Raw genomic sequence first — 15,657 nt, forward strand, 5'->3', positions numbered from 1 at the left:
CGCTGGACCTCCCCGGTGTGTCGCCACCCGACGCACCGCGGGCACCCGGGCCGGCGGGTCAGTGCGTGTTCGGCCGGTGCCGGCTGGAACTGCCGGCGGCCAGGTTGTTCAGCCCCGCCCAGGACAGGACGCTCCCGCCGATTCGGCGGGGATTCCGGTAACGGGGCTGCGGCGGGATGCCGCGTGCGGTCTGCGCCGCGTGCCAGCGCGACTCGGGGTCCTGCTGATAGCGATGGTACGGCTCATTCGGCATGGCCCTACCGTTGCAAACAAAGGTGTCCAGGTAAGGAAATACCTATGACGGTCGATCGGTGCGTCCGGTCGAGGTGTCCCGACCGATCGTCCGCCCGGCCGGCCCAGCCGGCGTACGGTGATCCACGACGGGTGGACCGACGGGGAGGTGGACATGCTCGACCGGCGGGTCCATCTGCATCTGGCCACCTGGCTCGGCCAGTGGCCAGCCGGAGCGGGGCTGCACGTGGTCGCCTCGCACCGGCGGGCCGCACCGGCCTGGGACGGCAGGCTGCGCCCCGCGCTCGCCGTGGACACCGGGCGCAGTGGCGTGCTCTCCGTCGCGCCGGACCGGGTGGCGGCGATCCGCTCGCTGCTCCGGCGTACCCCGGACCGGTTGCTCGCCGCGCTGCCGCAGGCCGTGGGGCTGCCCGACTGGTGCGTGCACGACGGCTCCTTCCGGTGGAGTGTGTCCCCCGCGCCGCTTCCCGACGTGGGGGAGTGGACCCCGCCGACGGCTCCCGGGCTGCCGCCCTGGCTGCGGCTCTTCGACCGGCCGGTGCTCGTGGTCCGCGACCCGGACGGCGACTACCTGGCCGGTGTCGGGATCAAACGGCACGACGCGTACGGGCACGAGTTGGCCGTCGGCACCGCACCGGTGGCCCGGGGTCGCGGCCTGGCCCGCCAACTCGTGGCACAGGCGGCCCGGCGGGTCCTCGACGAGGGGGCGGTGCCGACCTACCTGCACGAGCGGGACAACGTCGCCTCGGCCCGGGTCGCCGACGCGGCCGGGTTTCCGGATCGGGGCTGGCGGGCGTACGGGGTCTATCCGCGCTGAGCGGCGCCGGGCGCGGGCGGACCGTGGATCCCGGGCCGGATCCACGGTCCGCAACCTCCCCCCCAGGCCCCGGTTTCGGAATGCCGACCCACCTCGGGCCGGCACGTGTCGATCACGCTACGTATCGAATTGGCGTGGGGCAAGGTGTGAGCTGTCGGTTCGGAGTGTCGAAAAGTGGACTTGACCTGCGGTTGAGCTGATTGAGGGTGTCGGCCGGCTCGGTAACGTAGCGTGCACCATCGTGACCTGTCGGGACCGGTGGCCGCCGTGAGACGCTCAGCGGGCCAGCCCGAGCGCCTCGGCGGCCGCGCGGCCGTTGGCGTGGCTCGCGCCGTAGGTGGTGACGAAGGCGCGTACGCCCGCGGGGCGCCACTGTGCCGGCCACCCCATCTCCACCACTGTCACCGGATGCTCGGCGGCCAGCCCGGCGACCAGTTCCGGGCCGCCGGGCAGGCGGTGCAGGTGCCGCCCCACCAGCACGATGGGACGGTCCCCGGCCAACCCGCGCAGCGTCGCCGGGTCGGTCTCGGTGGCGATCACGCGGATTTCCGGGACCCCGTCGAGGTGGGGGCCGAGTCCCCACGGCACCCGCCCCTCGGCGATCGTCGATTCGGTGTGCAGCTGCACCACGAGCGGGCGGTCCAGGCCGGTGAGCTCCCCGTCCACCCGGACCGCGCGCCGCGCTGCCGCGTACCCCAACTCGGTGTCCCCGGCCGTCGACGACCCGGCGGCGGCCCGGGTCCAGGCGGCGAGCTCGGCGGCGCGACCGGCGGCCTGCTCGACCCGGGCCATCGCCAGCCGGCCGTCGGCGAGGGCGTCGACGATCTCGGCGGCCACCCGCTCGACAAGGTCGGCGTCGACCCGCGCGCCGATGCAGAGCAGGTCGGCGCCGGCCGCCAGGGCACGGACCGCGGCCGGGCCGACCCCGCCGGCAGCCAGGGCGGCCCCCTTCATCTCCAGCGCGTCGGTGATGATGGTGCCGGTGAAGCCGAGGTCGGCGCGGAGCAGGTCGACAAGGACGGCCCGGCTGAAGGTGGCCGGATCGGCGCCGGTGAGCGACGGCACCCGGATGTGCGCGGTCATCACGGCGCGGGCCCCGGCGGCGACGACCGCCCCGAACGGCGGCAGGTCCCGTTGGCGGAGCAGGCTCAGCGATGCGTCCACTGTGGGCAGTTCGTGGTGGGAGTCGGCGACTGTGGCGCCGTGGCCGGGGAAGTGCTTCGCGCAGGCGGCCACACCGGCGGCCTGCAACCCGGTCACGGCGGCGGCCGAGTGGGCGGCCACCCGCACCGGTTCCGCGCCGAAGGACCGGGTGCCGATCACCGGGTTCTCGTCGGCGGTGTTGACGTCCACCGTCGGGGCGAGGTTGACGGTGATGCCCAGCGCCGCCAGTTCGGCGCCGATCGACTGGTAGACCCGGCGGGTGAGCGCCACGTCGCCGATCGCGCCGAGGGCGGCGTTTCCGGGGTACGGGCTGCCGGTGGAGTGCGCCAGCCGGGTCACGTCACCGCCCTCCTCGTCGATGGCGATCAGGGCGTCCGGTCGACCGGAGCGCAGCGCGGCGGTGCTCGCTGCCACCTGGGCCGGGTCGTGCACGTTGGTGCCGAACAGGGTGTGCCCGGCCAGGCCGTCGGCCAGCAGGTCGATCGCCCAGTCCGGCGGGACCGGTCCCGGGTACGCGGCGAGCAACGTGCCGAGCGCCAGCCGGCGCAGTCCTGGATCCAGCCCCACGCGATCTCCCCCTTCGGTGCCCCTGCGGGTACGAAACGTCGTACCGGTGGTGGTGCCCGCCCTGCCGAATCGGCGGAGCGTCCCACCTCCGGGTGGCCGATACGCTACGGCTACCCGTTCGCAGGTCGGTTTACAGTTAGCAAAGTTTACTAAAACTAGAGGACGTGTCATGAGTGCGACCCGGCTGCCCGGCACCCCCCGTCTGTTGCGGGCGCTCAACGACCGTGCGGCACTGGAACTGCTCCTCGAACGCGGTCCACTCACCCGGGCCCGGCTCGGCGAGCTGACCGGGCTGTCGAAGGTCACCGCCTCCCAACTCGTCGAGCGGTTGGAGGAGCGCGGTCTCGTCACGCGGGTCGGCGAGCAGGCCGGCGGGCGGGGGCCGAACGCCCAGCTCTACGCGGTCAGCCCTGGCAGCGCGCACGTGGTGGGCGTGGACGTCGGGCCGGACCGCGTGGTGGCCGCCTGTGCCGACATCACCGGCTCGGTCATCGGCCGGGTGGAGCAGTCGACCCGGGACACCGACGACCCGGTGGGCGTCGTGCACAACGCGGTGGTGCGGGCCGCCAGCAGCGCCCAGGCGCAGCTCAGCAGCGTACGACGGATCGTGCTCGGCACCCCGGGCCTGGTCGATCCGGGCACCGGCGACATCACGTTCGCCTTCAACCTGCCGCGCTGGCACAGCGGTCTGCTCGCCGCGCTGCGCGACGACCTGCGCACCCCTGTGGTCTTCGAGAACGACGTCAACCTGGCCGCCGTGGCCGAGGCGCAGTCCGGCGCCGCGCAGGGGTTGGCGGACTTCGTGCTGGTCTGGGTGGGCGCGGGCGTGGGCCTGGCGATCATGTTGGGTGGGCGGTTGCACCACGGCAGCACTGGTGCGGCCGGTGAGATCGGCTATCTGCCGGTGCCCGGCACGCCCATCCCACGCGACGTCTCCCGCCGCGCCAAGCCCGCCTTCCAGCAGTTGGTCGGTGCGGATTCGGTCCGGGAACTGGCCCGTGAACACGGCTACCCGGACACCGACGCCGCCGGGGCGGTGCGCGCGGCAGTCGCGGCCGGCGCCGACGGCGGCCCGATGCTCGACGAGTTGGCGCGTCGGCTCGCGCTCGGTGTGGCAAGCACCTGCGTGGTGCTCGACCCGCCGCTTGTCGTGCTCGCCGGCGAGGTGGGCCAGGCCGGCGGCGCCGCACTCGCCGAACGGGTGCAGCACGAGGTGGCCGCGATCACCCTGGTTCAGCCGCGCGTCGTGCCGACCGGGCTGACCGAGGAGCCGATCCTGCACGGCGCGCTGCGCACCGCCCTGGACGCCGTGCGCGACGAGGTCTTCGGCTCCACCGTCGGCTGAGCCCGCTGCGCCGGTCATGTGAAGGAATATTTCACCGGTGCTTGAAAGGTTGCAAGCTCTTGTCGTGCTGCCACGGCGCCCGGAGAGCGCTCGGGTCGCCGGGGCACGGCTCGCCACCGGGCCGCCCGCGGCTGGGCGGGCGGCCCGGTGGACCGCGACTCAGAGCAGGTCGCGGCGACGGAACACGGCGAACGCCGCAGCGGTCAGGCCGCCGGTCAGCACGAGCAACACCGCCAGGGCCGGGCCCCAGGTCAGGCTGTAGGTGCCGTCGCAGAAGCCGGTGTCGGAGGAACACCGCTGCGGATCCCAGAACTCGCCCTTGCCGGTGAGCCACGCCGCGATGTAGCTGGAGAGCATGTACTGGTCCGGCCGGCGGGCATCAACGATTTCCAGGACCAGTCGCGCCCCCAACTCCCACACCACCAGGTACGCGGCAGCCGCCCCCAGCGCCGCCGAGGTGTGCCGACCCAGCGTGGCGATCGAGAAGCCAAGCGCCGTGGCCAGCAACACAAGCACCAGGCCACGGCCGTGTACCGCACCGAGGGACGCCCAGAAATCGCCGTCCAACTGGCTGGGCAACCCGGCGGTCTGCCCGATCACCCAGAACGTGGCGAGGTAGGCCACCGAGGCCAGCAGCGCCAGGACCAGCACCGTACCGAGCAGGGTGCCCAACTTGGCCCCGAGCACCGTCAACCGGCGTGGCCGCCAGAGCAGCAGGTTCACCACACCGCCGGAGTTCAGGTCAGCGCCGATGTAGGAGGCACCGACCAGGAAACCGAACAGCACCAGGAACGCGATGAGGAAGTAGAGCAGCGGCCGCGCCTCCTGGGCGAAGCTGAACACCCCCGGCAGGAAGTCGGCGACGATCGGCAAGCGCTCCTGACGCACCGGGTCGATTTCGGAGCAGTCGGCGGGCAGGTACCGTCCGCTGTCCTCACCCGGGAACGACCCGCTCTGCCGGGCCAGGCACTCCTGGTAGGCAGCCTCCATGCTCTGCCGCCGCTCGGCGGCCTGCTCCCGCGCCGAGTTCAGCTCGCTGGCACTCGGCTTGTGCGAGCCGGCCAGGGTGGTCGCCGCCGTCACGGCGAACGCCAACGCCAACAGGACGACCATGAGCTGCACGAAGCGACGACCGGAGAGCCGCTCCACCTCGGCACGAACCAGGTTCACGCGTCCACTCCCCGATCGAGGTCAATCACAGCTTCGCCCCGCTCGCCGTCCGGCGGCGCCGAGCCGTCGACCTGCCGGGGCACCGACGGCGACTGGTACCCGCCGGTCAGTTCCAGGAAGACGCTCTCCAGATCCGGCCGCAGCGGCGTCAGCTCGCCCACCCACAGCCCCTGCTCGCCGAGCACCCGACTGACCTCCGTCGGGTCACTCACGCCACTCACCACGAGCGCCTCGCCGTCGACGACCGCCGTCAGCCCGGCCGCGTGCAGCAGCTCGACAGCGCGCTCCCGCTCGGCCACCCGCACCAGGAACTCGTGCCGGTCGTGGCCCGCCAGCACCTCGTCCACCCGACCGGCCGCCACCCGGCGCCCGCGCGAAATGATCGTGACGTGGTCGCAGATCAACTGGATCTCACCCAGGATGTGACTGGACACCAACACGGTCACGCCGTTGGCCGCCAGCGACCGCATCAGGTCACGCATCTCCCGGATGCCCGCCGGGTCCAGCCCGTTCGCCGGCTCGTCCAGGATCAGCAACCGTGGGTCCTTCAGCAGCGCGGACGCCACCGCGAGGCGCTGCTTCATGCCGAGCGAGTAGCCCTTCACCCGCTCGTCGGCCCGGTCACGCAGACCCACCAGGTCCAGCGTCTCGTCCACCCGCGAGACCGGCACCCCACCGGCCCTGGCCAACAGGCGCAGCGTGCGGTACCCGGTGAAGTTGCCGAAGAACTGCGGGCTCTCGACGATCGCGCCGACCTGTCCCGCCACCCGGGGCAGCAGCTCCGGCGACGGTTCACCGAGCACTGTCATCCGCCCACCGTCGGCGCGGACCAGCCCGAGCAGGGCCCGCAGGGTGGTGGTCTTGCCAGAACCGTTCGGGCCCAGGAAGCCGTGCACCTGACCGGCCTCGACCAGCAGGTCGAACCCGTCCACCGCCACCCGCCGGCCGTTGCGCAGGCTGCGGAAGGTCTTGCGCAGACCCTCGATCTCGATGACCGCGCTCATCCGCGCGGCTCCGAATCTTGCCGGTACATCAGCGTCCTCAGGGTTGGTGATCAACGACACGGCGCTTCACCCTATGGCCGGGGCGCTGCCCGTGGGGGGCGCTGCGCCCTTGCGTGGTTGGATGGTGCCGTGACTGGTGACCTGATCCCTGGCGCTGCCGGCGCCGTGCCTGTGGACCCGGATCTGGTGGTCAGCCTGGACGGCGTCGGGGTACGCCGCTCCGGCACCGCCCTCCTGCAGGACCTGACCTGGCGCGTCGAGTTGGACGAGCGCTGGGTGGTGCTCGGCTCCAACGGTGCCGGCAAGACCACACTGCTCAACCTGGCCGCGGGTCGGCTGCACCCCAGCACCGGTGTCGCGCACGTGCTCGGCGAGCGGATCGGCCGCACCGACGTCAACGAGCTGCGTACCCGGATCGGGCTCACCACCGCCGCGCTCGCCGAACGGCTCCCCGCCGACGAGCGGGTCAGCGACGTGGTGGTGACCGCCGCCTGGTCGGTGGTCGGCCGCTGGCGGGAAAACTACGACCCGGGCGACGAGGCGCGGGCGCGCGCACTGCTCAGCCAACTGGGCGTCGGTGGGCTCGCCGAGCGCCGCTACGGCACCCTCTCCGAGGGTGAGCGCAAGCGGGTGCAGATCGCCCGCGCCCTGATGACCGACCCGGAGCTGTTGCTGCTCGACGAGCCCGCCGCCGGGCTCGACCTGGGCGGTCGGGAAGACCTGGTCGCCCGACTCGCCGAGCTGGCGTACGACCCGGACGCCCCGGCGATGGTGCTTGTCACCCACCACGTGGAGGAGATCCCGCCCGGGTTCACCCACGCGTTGCTGCTGCGCGAGGGCGGGGTGGTCGCCCAGGGTCTGCTCGCCGAGACGCTCACCGGCGACAACCTCTCCAAGACGTTCGGCCTGCCGCTGGTGGTCGAACGCCGGGGCGACCGCTACACCGCCCGGGCCGCCTGAGCGCCAGGACAGGGCGGAGACGACAGTGCCGCAGACCCGCGTTGCCGTGGTGGGCAGCGCCAACATGGACCTTGTCGCGATGGCACCCGCGTTGCCGCGACCGGGCGAGACCACGCTCGGCACCGACTTCGTGATGGTGCCCGGCGGTAAGGGCGCCAACCAGGCCGTCGCCGCGGTCCGGGCCGGCGCCACCTGCGCCTTCCTCGGCGCGATCGGCTCGGACGCCTTCGGCGTCACCCTCAAGGCCCGCATCACCGCGGCCGGGGTGGACACCAGCCAGCTGCGCGTTGTCTACGGCACCTCCGGGGTCGCGCTGGTGATGGTCAACGCCCAGGGGGAGAACGCCATCATGGTGACCCCCGGCGCCAACGACGCGCTCGTCGGCCTCAGCGAGGAGGAGTTGGCCACGGTACGCGCGGCTGACGTCCTGGTCGCCCAACTGGAGATCCCGGTGCAGACCGTGACGGCCGCCGCGGTGGCCGCCCGCGCCGCCGGCACCCGGGTCATCCTGAACGCCGCACCGGCCCGCGACCTCCCGGCCGACCTGCTCGCCGCCGTGGACGTCCTCGTCGTCAACGAGGGCGAGGCGCAGACGCTCACCGGCCGTGGCCGGGAGGATCCCCGGGCGTTGCTCGCCCTGACCCCCCGGGCCGTGCTCACTCTCGGCGGGGAGGGCGCCCGGTACGTCGACCGGGACGGCACCGACGTGCACGTGCCGGCGGTACGTGTCGACGTGGTCGACTCCACCGCCGCCGGTGACGCGTTCACCGCCGCGCTTGCCGTCGGCTGGGGTGAGGGACGCGACCTTGTCGACGCGGTGCGGTGGGCCTCGGCGGCCGGCGCGGCCTGCGTACGCAAGCTCGGCGCCTCGGTGGCGCTGCCGCAACGCGCCGAGATCGACGAGCTGTACGCGCCGGTCTGACCCACCCGCGTCACGCCGGCCGGCCCGCGCCCGTCCGGAAGGCCCGGCGGTGCGCCGACGGTGAGGTCAGCACGACCCGGCCGAAGTGGTGTCGGAAGATCGCGCGGGCGGGCGAGGCCTCAGCTCACGGGTTCGTCGGTGAGCTTCTCGCCGCGTCGCCGCAGCATGCCCAGCCCGGGAATGCCAGCCACGGCGAGCTTGAGGTCGCGGGTCACGTCCAGCAGGTCGTGCAGGTCGGGCCCGACCCGGTCCAGGGTGGCCAGGATCGGCAGGATGTCGGCAGTCAGGTGCTCCTTGAGCTTGGGCAACTCGTCGACCAGGTGGATCGCCGCGCTGATCTCCTCGTGACTCAGCTCCTCGACGAACCGCCCGGCCATCGGCGCGGCCCGGCGCAACGCCGGCTCGTACGCCGCAAGCAACTCAGCGGCCGTGGCGGCGGCCTCCGCCGCGGTGCCCACGGTGCCGGCGGCCTGGCCCGCCACCCGATCGGCCTCGGCCACCACCGTGCTCGCCGCCCGGGACACCCGGTCGGCCTCGGCCACCACCACGGCGGCGGCGGTGGCCACCTCGGTGGCGGTGTCGATGGCGGTGGTCGCGGCGGCGCTGATGACTGCCACCTCGCGAACCGCCGCCTCAGCGTCGGTGAGCACCTGATCGGTCCGGTCCAGTGTCGTCTCGATCCGGTCCACCACGCCGTTGATCCGGGCCAGCAGGGCCTCCACCCCGTCCAGCACCGCGAATGCGCGGGCGGGCACGGCGGCCATCGAGGTGGCCGAGCCGAGCGCCTGGTCGAGAGCGGAGCGGGTCAGACCGACCACGGCTGCCGGGGTGGGGAGGGGAATCGCCATGGGGTCAAGTGTGCGTCGGCCGCGCCGCAACCGCTCGACCGTCTCAGCTCAGCGCCGACCGTCAATGCTCACTCTGCTGCTCGACGGCACGCTGCACGGCCCGGTAGATCTGCCCGAACCGCAGCGCGTCCGGGGTGCGCACCAGCAGATCCTCCCGGCCGTGGTGCTGCACCCACAACTCGTGCACGTGGCTGCCGCGCTCGTAGGAGCGGTCCAGCCAGCCGAGCGGGATCTCCAGGAACGGCAGCGCCACCAACGCCCCCACCGCGCAGGCGGCGAGGATGATCAGCGCCAACTGCCAGTTACCCCGGTCCTGTGCCGACCAGGCCAGGGACAGCACGCAGACCACGGCGACCAGCGGCGGCAACGACAGCAGCAGGACCAGGACACCGCGACCGAGTACGCGACCGCGTACGGCGAGGGTCTTCTGCCCGCGCGCGTGCCAGACGAACGTCACGTCGGACAGCGCGATCACGTGACCACCGGCCCGGATCGACTCGGAGGTAACCTGCACCGCGTCGTCCCGGTAATAGAGGGCCATCACTAAGCCTAACCACCGACGGGCAACCCCGCGCCTCGTCGGACCCCGCTCAGTCGGCCTCCGTTCACCCGGCCTCCGCCGCGGCGGGTTTCGACGGAGGCCGCCCAGGGCGGATGTCTGTGCAGCATCCTTTGGAGCTGAATCGTTTGTGACATCGCGCGGTGCCCGCTCGGCGCAGCGGCAACGAGGGCTTCGGTCGAGGCGACGGGGAGCTACAGCCGATTCGTTTGCGGCATCAGCTCCAAAGGCAGTCTCGGAACATCGCTGTCCGCTGCGGGCTGTCCGTTTTGCGGCCCGTCCCCTCGCTGTCGCTGTCCGTTGCCGCTGTCCGTTGCCGCCGTCGGCGGCGCTGGTGAGCGTGGTCGCTCCGCGGGTGGCACCGGGCCGGGCCGGGGTGGGTTGGTGCGGTCCGGTGCGTGGGGGTGCGGTGGGTGGGGGTGGGTTGGGGCGAGGTGCGGTGGGGTGGGGCGAGGTGTGTGGAGGCCGGGGTGACTAGCGGCGGATGCCGGGGCGGGCCGGTTGGCTCTGCTCGACCGCGCGCTGCACCGCCCGGTAGATCTGCCCAAAGCGCAACGCGTCGCCGGTGCGCAGCAACCGCACCGGCTGGCCGCGCCAGCGGGCCCAGATCTCCAGTTGGCGGCTGCCCCGGGTGTACGAGCGGTCCAGGTGCTCGAAGAGGAAATCGGCGACCGGCCCGACGGCCAAGCCGACCAGCACCGACGCGCCGACGATCGCGATCGTCACGGTGGGTGAGCGGTGCAGCCAGACGGCTACGCCGATGCCGAGCACCGCGGCGACCAGCGGCCCGGCGAGCGCCGCACCGATCGCGCCGCGCCCCACCAGGACGCGCCAGGAACGGCTGCCGCGCCGGTGCCAGATCATTGTGATGTCGGTGAGCGCGTAGCTGCGGCCGTCGGCTCGGAAGGTGGTGGAGGTGACCTGCACCGACCTGTCGTCGTAATACGTGACCATGGTTGGACTCCCGCCCACGGGGCTGACACCACACTACTTACCCAAACGAGCCGGGTCGTAAGGTTGGCACGCGACTTCGACGAGGAAGTGAGGCAGCGTGGGCGAGTTCGTTCGGCTGGAGATCAACGGCGGCATCGGCACGATCCGGCTGGAGCGGCCGCCGATGAACGCGCTGAACACCCAGGTGCAGGAGGAGTTGCGCGCCGCCGCCGCGGTGGCCACCGCCGACCCCGAGGTCCGCGCCGTCATCCTGTACGGCGGGGAGAAGGTCTTCGCCGCCGGTGCGGACATCAAGCAGATGGCCGAGATGTCCTACGTGGACATGGTGGACCGGGCCCCCAACCTGTCGAGCGCGCTCGGCGCGATCGCCCGGATCCCCAAGCCGGTGGTCGCCGCGATCACCGGGTACGCCCTCGGTGGCGGCTGTGAACTGGCGTTGGCCTGCGACTGGCGGGTGGTCGCCGAGGACGCCAAGCTCGGCCAGCCGGAGATCAGGCTGGGCATCATCCCCGGCGCGGGCGGCACCCAGCGGCTGGCCCGGCTGATCGGCCCGGCCCGCGCCAAGGACCTGATCATGTCGGGGCGGATGGTGGACGCGCAGGAGGCGCTGCGGATCGGCCTGGCCGACCGGGTCGCGCCGGCCGCCGAGGTGTACGACACCGCCGTCGCGCTGATCACTCCGTACCTGACCGGCCCGGCGCAGGCGCTGCGCGCGGCGAAGCTGGCTGTCGACGGCGGCCTGGACATGGATCTGAACTCGGGCCTGGCCTGGGAGACCCAGCTCTTCGCGGCGCTGTTCGCCACCGACGACCGGCGCGAGGGCATGACCGCCTTCGTCGAGAAGCGCAAGCCGGACTTCACCGGTCGTTGACCCGGCGGCCGCCCGCAACCGCCCGTGACCTCGGTGGCGCCCGTCGGCCGGGACCACGCTCGGACGGCCAAGTGACTGGCCGGTAACCTGTGATCCCGGCCACGGACGATGGGAGCGACATGACGGAGCGGATCGAGGGTCACGGCGGCGAGTTGGCGCTCGCGGCCCTACGCGCGCACGGCGTACGGGAGATGTTCACCCTCTCCGGCGGGCACGTCTTCCCGCTCTACGATGCCGCGCACAAGACCGACTTCCCGATCTACGACGTCCGGCACGAGCAGTCCGCTGTCTTCGCCGCCGAGGCGGTGGCCAAGCTGCAGCGCCGGCCCGGTCTCGCGGTGCTCACCGCGGGCCCCGGTGTCACGAACGGCATCTCCGGCATGACAAGCGCGTTCTTCAACGCCTCCCCGGTGCTGGTGCTCGGCGGGCGGGCGCCCGCGTTCCGCTGGGGCTCCGGCAGCCTCCAGGAGATGGACCACCTGCCACTGGTCACCCCGGTCACCAAGCACGCCGAGACGGTGTTCAGCACCGACGACATCCCGCGGGCGGTGGGTGCGGCGCTCACCGCCGCGCTCACCCCGCACCGCGGTCCGGCCTTCCTCGACTTCCCGCTGGAGACGGTCTTCTCGGTCGCCGAGGTCGACCTGCCCGCCGTCTCGGGCGTCGACCCGGTAGCGCCGGACCCGGAGGAGATCGGCCGCGCCGCGCTCCTCATCGCCGCGGCGCAGCGACCGGTCATCATCGCCGGCTCCGACGTGTACGCGGGCGACGCGGTCGCCGCACTGCGCGAGGCGGCCGAGGCGTTGCAGGTGCCGGTCTTCACAAACGGCATGGGTCGCGGCGCACTCCCGCCGACGCACCCGCTCGCGTTCGCCAAGGCCCGCCGGGCCGCGCTCGGCGGCGCCGACGTGGTGGTGGTGGTGGGCACCCCGCTTGACTTCCGGCTCAGCTTCGGTGACTTCGGCGACGCGAAGGTGGTGCACATCGTCGACGCGCCAAGCCAGCGGGCGACGCACGTGCAGCCCGCCGTGGCCCCCGCCGGCGACCTGCGCCTGATCCTCTCGGCGCTCGCCGATCACTCAGGTGACCGGGCCGACCACACCGACTGGATCGCCGACCTGCGCCTGGCCGAGGACGCGGCGAAGGCCCGCGACGCCGCCGAGATGGCCGCCGAGACCGACCCGATCCGCCCCGCCCGGATCTACGGCGAGCTGCGTCGGGTGCTGGCCCCGGACGCGATCACCATCGGCGACGGTGGCGACTTCGTGTCGTACGCCGGGCGCTACCTGGAGCCGTCCCAGCCCGGCACCTGGCTGGACCCGGGCCCGTACGGCTGCCTCGGCACCGGCATGGGCTACGCGATGGGCGCTCGGGTCAGCCACCCGGACCGGCAGATCTGTGTGCTGATGGGTGACGGCGCCGCCGGGTTCTCGCTGATGGACGTCGAGTCGCTGGTCCGGCAGAAGTTGCCGGTGGTGATCGTGGTCGGCAACAACGGCATCTGGGGGCTGGAGAAACACCCGATGAAGGCCATGTACGGCTACGACGTGGCCGCCGACCTCCAGCCGGAACTGCGCTACGACACGGTGGTCAGCGCGCTCGGCGGTGCGGGGGAGACGGTCGCCAAGGCGGCCGACCTGGGCCCGGCCCTGCAGCGGGCATTCGACGCCGGAGTGCCGTACCTGGTGAACGTGCTCACCGACCCGACCGACGCGTACCCCCGCTCGTCGAACCTGGCCTGACGCGCACCCGTCGCCGTCGTCGCTCCGCAGGGGGCGACGGCGGCGCGCTCACACCTCCGGCCGGTCACCCTCGCGGGGTGGCTCACCGTCGTGCCGGCGCAGGTCGTCCTCGCGCCGGCGCAGGTCCTCCTCCCAGCGGCGGAAGAGCTCCTGGTCGTCCTGCTTGGCGCGGTCCTGCACGGAGCGCAGGAACTCCGGGTCGTCGTCCGGCGCGACCGGCCGGGGGCGCTGCCGCTCGGGCAGCCCGGCGCTGCCGGGCCAGCTCGGCCGGGCACCTGGGGTGGGCTCCCGGCCGGCGACGAACCAGGCGATCGAGCCGACCAGCGGGAAGAACAGGATGATCAGCACCCAGGCGATCCGGGGAAGGGCACGGATCTGGCCCTCCTCGGCGGAGAGACAACTGATAAGCGCGCAGACGGCGAGAACGATCTGCACCAGGAAGAGGAGTACGCCAAGCCGGGCCATGCACCCATGATGACGCACCGAGTCGCGTCACCACAGTCCGCGAAGCACCAGCAGCACTCCCAGTAGCGCGAGCCCTACGGTGCCCACCGCGACCAGCGGCAGGGTCCGACCGCCGGTGCGAGCAGGCCCGGTGCCGGTGCCGCGCGGCCAGCAGAGCACCAACAGGGTGCCCCAGACCAGCACGGTGACCCCGGCGAGCAGCGCCCCGAACGGGCCGCCCTCCGCCGCCAACCGGACGGCGAGCGCTGTCACCACCGTCACCGTGAGCAGTGTGCGTCGCCAGGCCAGCCGGGTGCGCTCCGGTTGCAGCCCGGCGTCGCGCCCGGTGTTCATCGCCCGCCGATCGCCCGGGCCAGGACGGCGATCACCAGTAGCACCGCGCCGGCACCCACGGCCAGGGCCAGGATGGCGGGAAACCGGGACGCGGGCAGCTCCTGACCGAGCCGGATGGCCCGCTCCGTCCGCGCCCAGTGGTCCACGGCGCGGACCGCGACCGCTCCGCCGAGCAGCAGCAGCGCCACCGCGATCACCTCCCGCAGGTGGCTCATCGGCAGCGGCGGCAGGAACTGCGCGGCGGCCAACCCGCCGCCGACGAGTGCCAAGCCGGTGCGCAGCCAGGCGAGGAAGGTGCGTTCGTTGGCAAGCGAGAACCGGTAGTCCGGCGGTTCACCTACCGAACGCAGCTCCGCCGGGTCGAACCATCGCCTGATCGCCGCCCACACGCTGGGAGAATATCCGCTTCCCCTGCCGCTTAGCCTGACTCGGTGACTGATCTCGACGCCATGACCCTGCGTGCCGCCTACGACAACCAACTCCGCCCGGAGATCCCCGACCCGGTTCCGGCCGGGGTGACCGTGGAGCGGGATGGGCCGCTGGTCCGGATCACCGGGCTCGACGCCGGGGGTTTCCTCACCTACCGCGACCTGGGCGGCTTGACCGGGGACGCGCTCGACGAGTTGATCGCCCGGCAGGTGGCGCTGTTCCGCGAGCGCGGCCAGTCGGTCGAGTGGAAGCTCAACGGGCACGACGAACCGGCCGACCTGGCGGACCGGCTGCGCGCCGCCGGCTTCGTGCCGGAGGACCGGGAGACAGTCGTGGTCGGGCCGGTCGCCCCGCTGGCCGCCGCGCTGCCCGTCGTCCCCGAGGGGGTACGCCTGCGTGAGGTGACCGCCCGGGAGGACCTGGAGCGGATCGCCGCCATGGAGGAGGAGGTCTGGCAGGAGGACCGCTCGCACCTCGTGTGGGGGCTGGCCAAGGAGATCGACGCCGACCCGAACTCGATCACCGTGGTGGTGGCCGAGGCGGACGACGCGGTGGTGAGCGCCGGCTGGGTGCGCTTCCCGGCGAACACCGGCTTCGCCACCCTGTGGGGCGGCTCGACCCTGCCGCAGTGGCGGCGCAAGGGCATCTACCGGGCGCTTGTCAACTACCGGGCGCGGCTGGCCGAGCAGCGCGGTCGGACGCTCATGCAGGTCGACTGTTCCGAGGACAGCCGGCCGATCCTCCAGCGGCTCGGCCTCGTCGCGGTCACCACCACCACCCCGTACGTCTACACTCCGTGATCATGGTGCAGCGGTTGACGGACGAGGAGCGGTTGACGCTCAAGACCGGTGCCTTCGGTGCCGTCTTCCTGGTTTCCAACGCCGACCCGGGGGTGCTGGGGGTGATCCGGGAGAGCGTCGCCGCGTCCAGCGCGCTCGCCGACGCCAGCGGAACGGTGAAGGAGGCTCTCACCACCGGTCCGCTGCCGAGCCTTCCCCGTGACTCGCAGTTGGAGATCGAGTCGGTGGTGCTGCCGGCGTTGCGGCTGGCGGTGCGGATCCTGCGGGACAAGTCGCCGCAGGACGTGGCGGCGTACCGCTCGGTGGTGTTGGGCGCGGCGGACCGGGTGGCCCGGGCGCACGCCGGGGTGGCGCCGGCCGAGGCGGCGGCCATCGACCAGATCCGGGGGGCGTTGGCCGACCCGGCCTGACCGGCTGCTCGTCGGTGAGCTGTGTCACTCTGAGTGCCTCGGGGA

At 72.8% G+C, this 15,657-nt stretch carries 18 protein-coding genes; 8 read left to right on the plus strand and 10 right to left on the minus strand.

What is annotated here, in order from left to right; translation table 11 throughout:
- Nucleotides 1-58 precede the first annotated feature (58 nt).
- The gene (locus AB0B85_RS15880) at nucleotides 59-253 is read right to left on the minus strand and encodes a DNA repair protein (RefSeq protein ID WP_357407754.1); all 195 of its coding nucleotides are present in this window, start codon (nucleotides 251-253) and stop codon (nucleotides 59-61) included.
- Nucleotides 254-406: 153 nt separating this feature from the next.
- Between AB0B85_RS15880 and AB0B85_RS15885 the strand changes: the two genes are divergently transcribed.
- A complete protein-coding gene (locus AB0B85_RS15885) occupies nucleotides 407-1,069 on the plus strand; it encodes a GNAT family N-acetyltransferase (RefSeq protein ID WP_357407914.1) in 663 nt (220 codons plus the stop codon).
- A 276-nt stretch (nucleotides 1,070-1,345) separates the two neighbouring features.
- Here the strand turns inward: AB0B85_RS15885 and AB0B85_RS15890 are convergent, their stop codons facing one another.
- A complete protein-coding gene (locus AB0B85_RS15890; protein WP_357407756.1) occupies nucleotides 1,346-2,800 on the minus strand; it encodes a glycoside hydrolase family 3 N-terminal domain-containing protein in 1,455 nt (484 codons plus the stop codon).
- Between the two features lie 169 nt (nucleotides 2,801-2,969).
- Between AB0B85_RS15890 and AB0B85_RS15895 the strand changes: the two genes are divergently transcribed.
- Nucleotides 2,970-4,145: an ROK family transcriptional regulator gene (locus AB0B85_RS15895; protein WP_357407758.1), complete on the plus strand. Its 1,176-nt coding sequence runs from the start codon at nucleotides 2,970-2,972 to the stop codon at nucleotides 4,143-4,145.
- A 159-nt stretch (nucleotides 4,146-4,304) separates the two neighbouring features.
- Here the strand turns inward: AB0B85_RS15895 and AB0B85_RS15900 are convergent, their stop codons facing one another.
- Nucleotides 4,305-5,315, minus strand: a complete 1,011-nt coding sequence (locus tag AB0B85_RS15900; RefSeq protein WP_357407760.1) for an ABC transporter permease subunit — start codon at nucleotides 5,313-5,315, stop codon at nucleotides 4,305-4,307.
- Nucleotides 5,312-6,319, minus strand: coding sequence for an ATP-binding cassette domain-containing protein (locus AB0B85_RS15905; RefSeq protein ID WP_357407762.1), 1,008 nt, complete (start codon nucleotides 6,317-6,319; stop codon nucleotides 5,312-5,314). The genes AB0B85_RS15900 and AB0B85_RS15905 overlap by 4 nt, the downstream gene beginning before the upstream one ends.
- Nucleotides 6,320-6,448: 129 nt before the next feature.
- Between AB0B85_RS15905 and AB0B85_RS15910 the strand changes: the two genes are divergently transcribed.
- Nucleotides 6,449-7,279 (plus strand): ABC transporter ATP-binding protein, encoded by an 831-nt coding sequence (locus tag AB0B85_RS15910; protein WP_357407764.1) that lies wholly within the window; start codon nucleotides 6,449-6,451, stop codon nucleotides 7,277-7,279.
- Between the two features lie 25 nt (nucleotides 7,280-7,304).
- On the plus strand, nucleotides 7,305-8,201 hold the full coding sequence (locus tag AB0B85_RS15915) for a ribokinase (RefSeq protein ID WP_357407766.1): 897 nt from the start codon (nucleotides 7,305-7,307) through the stop codon (nucleotides 8,199-8,201).
- A 119-nt stretch (nucleotides 8,202-8,320) separates the two neighbouring features.
- Here the strand turns inward: AB0B85_RS15915 and AB0B85_RS15920 are convergent, their stop codons facing one another.
- The 3 genes from AB0B85_RS15920 to AB0B85_RS15930 all read right to left on the minus strand — a co-directional run bounded on the left by AB0B85_RS15920 (nucleotide 8,321) and on the right by AB0B85_RS15930 (nucleotide 10,562).
- The gene (locus AB0B85_RS15920; RefSeq protein ID WP_357407768.1) at nucleotides 8,321-9,049 is read right to left on the minus strand and encodes a hypothetical protein; all 729 of its coding nucleotides are present in this window, start codon (nucleotides 9,047-9,049) and stop codon (nucleotides 8,321-8,323) included.
- 61 nt (nucleotides 9,050-9,110) lie between these two features.
- Nucleotides 9,111-9,590: a DUF6232 family protein gene (locus AB0B85_RS15925; protein WP_357407770.1), complete on the minus strand. Its 480-nt coding sequence runs from the start codon at nucleotides 9,588-9,590 to the stop codon at nucleotides 9,111-9,113.
- Between the two features lie 492 nt (nucleotides 9,591-10,082).
- Entirely contained in the window at nucleotides 10,083-10,562 is a 480-nt protein-coding gene (locus AB0B85_RS15930; protein ID WP_357407772.1) for a DUF6232 family protein, read from the minus strand.
- Between the two features lie 97 nt (nucleotides 10,563-10,659).
- Here AB0B85_RS15930 and AB0B85_RS15935 point away from each other — a divergent pair, with 97 nt between their 5' ends.
- Together AB0B85_RS15935 and AB0B85_RS15940 are read left to right on the plus strand one after the other, a co-directional pair.
- Nucleotides 10,660-11,433 (plus strand): enoyl-CoA hydratase-related protein, encoded by a 774-nt coding sequence (locus AB0B85_RS15935; RefSeq protein ID WP_357407774.1) that lies wholly within the window; start codon nucleotides 10,660-10,662, stop codon nucleotides 11,431-11,433.
- A gap of 119 nt (nucleotides 11,434-11,552) precedes the next feature.
- Complete coding sequence (locus AB0B85_RS15940; protein ID WP_357407775.1) at nucleotides 11,553-13,175, plus strand: acetolactate synthase; 1,623 nt, start codon at nucleotides 11,553-11,555, stop codon at nucleotides 13,173-13,175.
- 48 nt (nucleotides 13,176-13,223) lie between these two features.
- On the opposite strand, the gene AB0B85_RS15945 is transcribed toward AB0B85_RS15940, so the two are convergent.
- The 3 genes from AB0B85_RS15945 to AB0B85_RS15955 are packed head-to-tail and all read right to left on the minus strand — an operon-like array spanning nucleotide 13,224 to nucleotide 14,362.
- On the minus strand, nucleotides 13,224-13,640 hold the full coding sequence (locus tag AB0B85_RS15945; protein WP_357407777.1) for a PLD nuclease N-terminal domain-containing protein: 417 nt from the start codon (nucleotides 13,638-13,640) through the stop codon (nucleotides 13,224-13,226).
- 27 nt (nucleotides 13,641-13,667) lie between these two features.
- On the minus strand, nucleotides 13,668-13,973 hold the full coding sequence (locus AB0B85_RS15950) for a DUF202 domain-containing protein (protein ID WP_357407779.1): 306 nt from the start codon (nucleotides 13,971-13,973) through the stop codon (nucleotides 13,668-13,670).
- Nucleotides 13,970-14,362 (minus strand): DUF202 domain-containing protein, encoded by a 393-nt coding sequence (locus AB0B85_RS15955; protein ID WP_357407781.1) that lies wholly within the window; start codon nucleotides 14,360-14,362, stop codon nucleotides 13,970-13,972. Before AB0B85_RS15955 ends, AB0B85_RS15950 begins: the two co-directional genes overlap by 4 nt.
- A gap of 42 nt (nucleotides 14,363-14,404) precedes the next feature.
- On the opposite strand from AB0B85_RS15955, the gene AB0B85_RS15960 reads away from it, so the two are divergent.
- Together AB0B85_RS15960 and AB0B85_RS15965 are read left to right on the plus strand one after the other, a co-directional pair.
- Nucleotides 14,405-15,202: a GNAT family N-acetyltransferase gene (locus AB0B85_RS15960; protein ID WP_357407783.1), complete on the plus strand. Its 798-nt coding sequence runs from the start codon at nucleotides 14,405-14,407 to the stop codon at nucleotides 15,200-15,202.
- The gene (locus tag AB0B85_RS15965) at nucleotides 15,199-15,612 is read left to right on the plus strand and encodes a hypothetical protein (RefSeq protein WP_357407785.1); all 414 of its coding nucleotides are present in this window, start codon (nucleotides 15,199-15,201) and stop codon (nucleotides 15,610-15,612) included. Before AB0B85_RS15960 ends, AB0B85_RS15965 begins: the two co-directional genes overlap by 4 nt.
- The last annotated feature ends 45 nt before the right edge of the window (nucleotides 15,613-15,657 follow it).

The organism is Micromonospora sp. NPDC049044 (assembly GCF_040649215.1).
Taxonomy (GTDB): Bacteria; Actinomycetota; Actinomycetes; order Mycobacteriales; family Micromonosporaceae; genus Micromonospora.

Bases quoted from the DNA above. Each gene is read 5' to 3' on its own strand.
- AB0B85_RS15920 (WP_357407768.1), bottom strand. From the start codon at position 9,049: ATGGCGATTCCCCTCCCCACCCCGGCAGCCGTGGTCGGTCTGACCCGC.
- AB0B85_RS15950 (WP_357407779.1), bottom strand. From the start codon at position 13,973: ATGAACACCGGGCGCGACGCCGGGCTGCAACCGGAGCGCACCCGGCTG.
- AB0B85_RS15925 (WP_357407770.1), bottom strand. From the start codon at position 9,590: ATGGCCCTCTATTACCGGGACGACGCGGTGCAGGTTACCTCCGAGTCG.
- AB0B85_RS15945 (WP_357407777.1), bottom strand. From the start codon at position 13,640: ATGGCCCGGCTTGGCGTACTCCTCTTCCTGGTGCAGATCGTTCTCGCC.
- AB0B85_RS15940 (WP_357407775.1), top strand. From the start codon at position 11,553: ATGACGGAGCGGATCGAGGGTCACGGCGGCGAGTTGGCGCTCGCGGCC.
- AB0B85_RS15905 (WP_357407762.1), bottom strand. From the start codon at position 6,319: ATGAGCGCGGTCATCGAGATCGAGGGTCTGCGCAAGACCTTCCGCAGC.
- AB0B85_RS15895 (WP_357407758.1), top strand. From the start codon at position 2,970: ATGAGTGCGACCCGGCTGCCCGGCACCCCCCGTCTGTTGCGGGCGCTC.
- AB0B85_RS15885 (WP_357407914.1), top strand. From the start codon at position 407: ATGCTCGACCGGCGGGTCCATCTGCATCTGGCCACCTGGCTCGGCCAG.
- AB0B85_RS15880 (WP_357407754.1), bottom strand. From the start codon at position 253: ATGCCGAATGAGCCGTACCATCGCTATCAGCAGGACCCCGAGTCGCGC.
- AB0B85_RS15930 (WP_357407772.1), bottom strand. From the start codon at position 10,562: ATGGTCACGTATTACGACGACAGGTCGGTGCAGGTCACCTCCACCACC.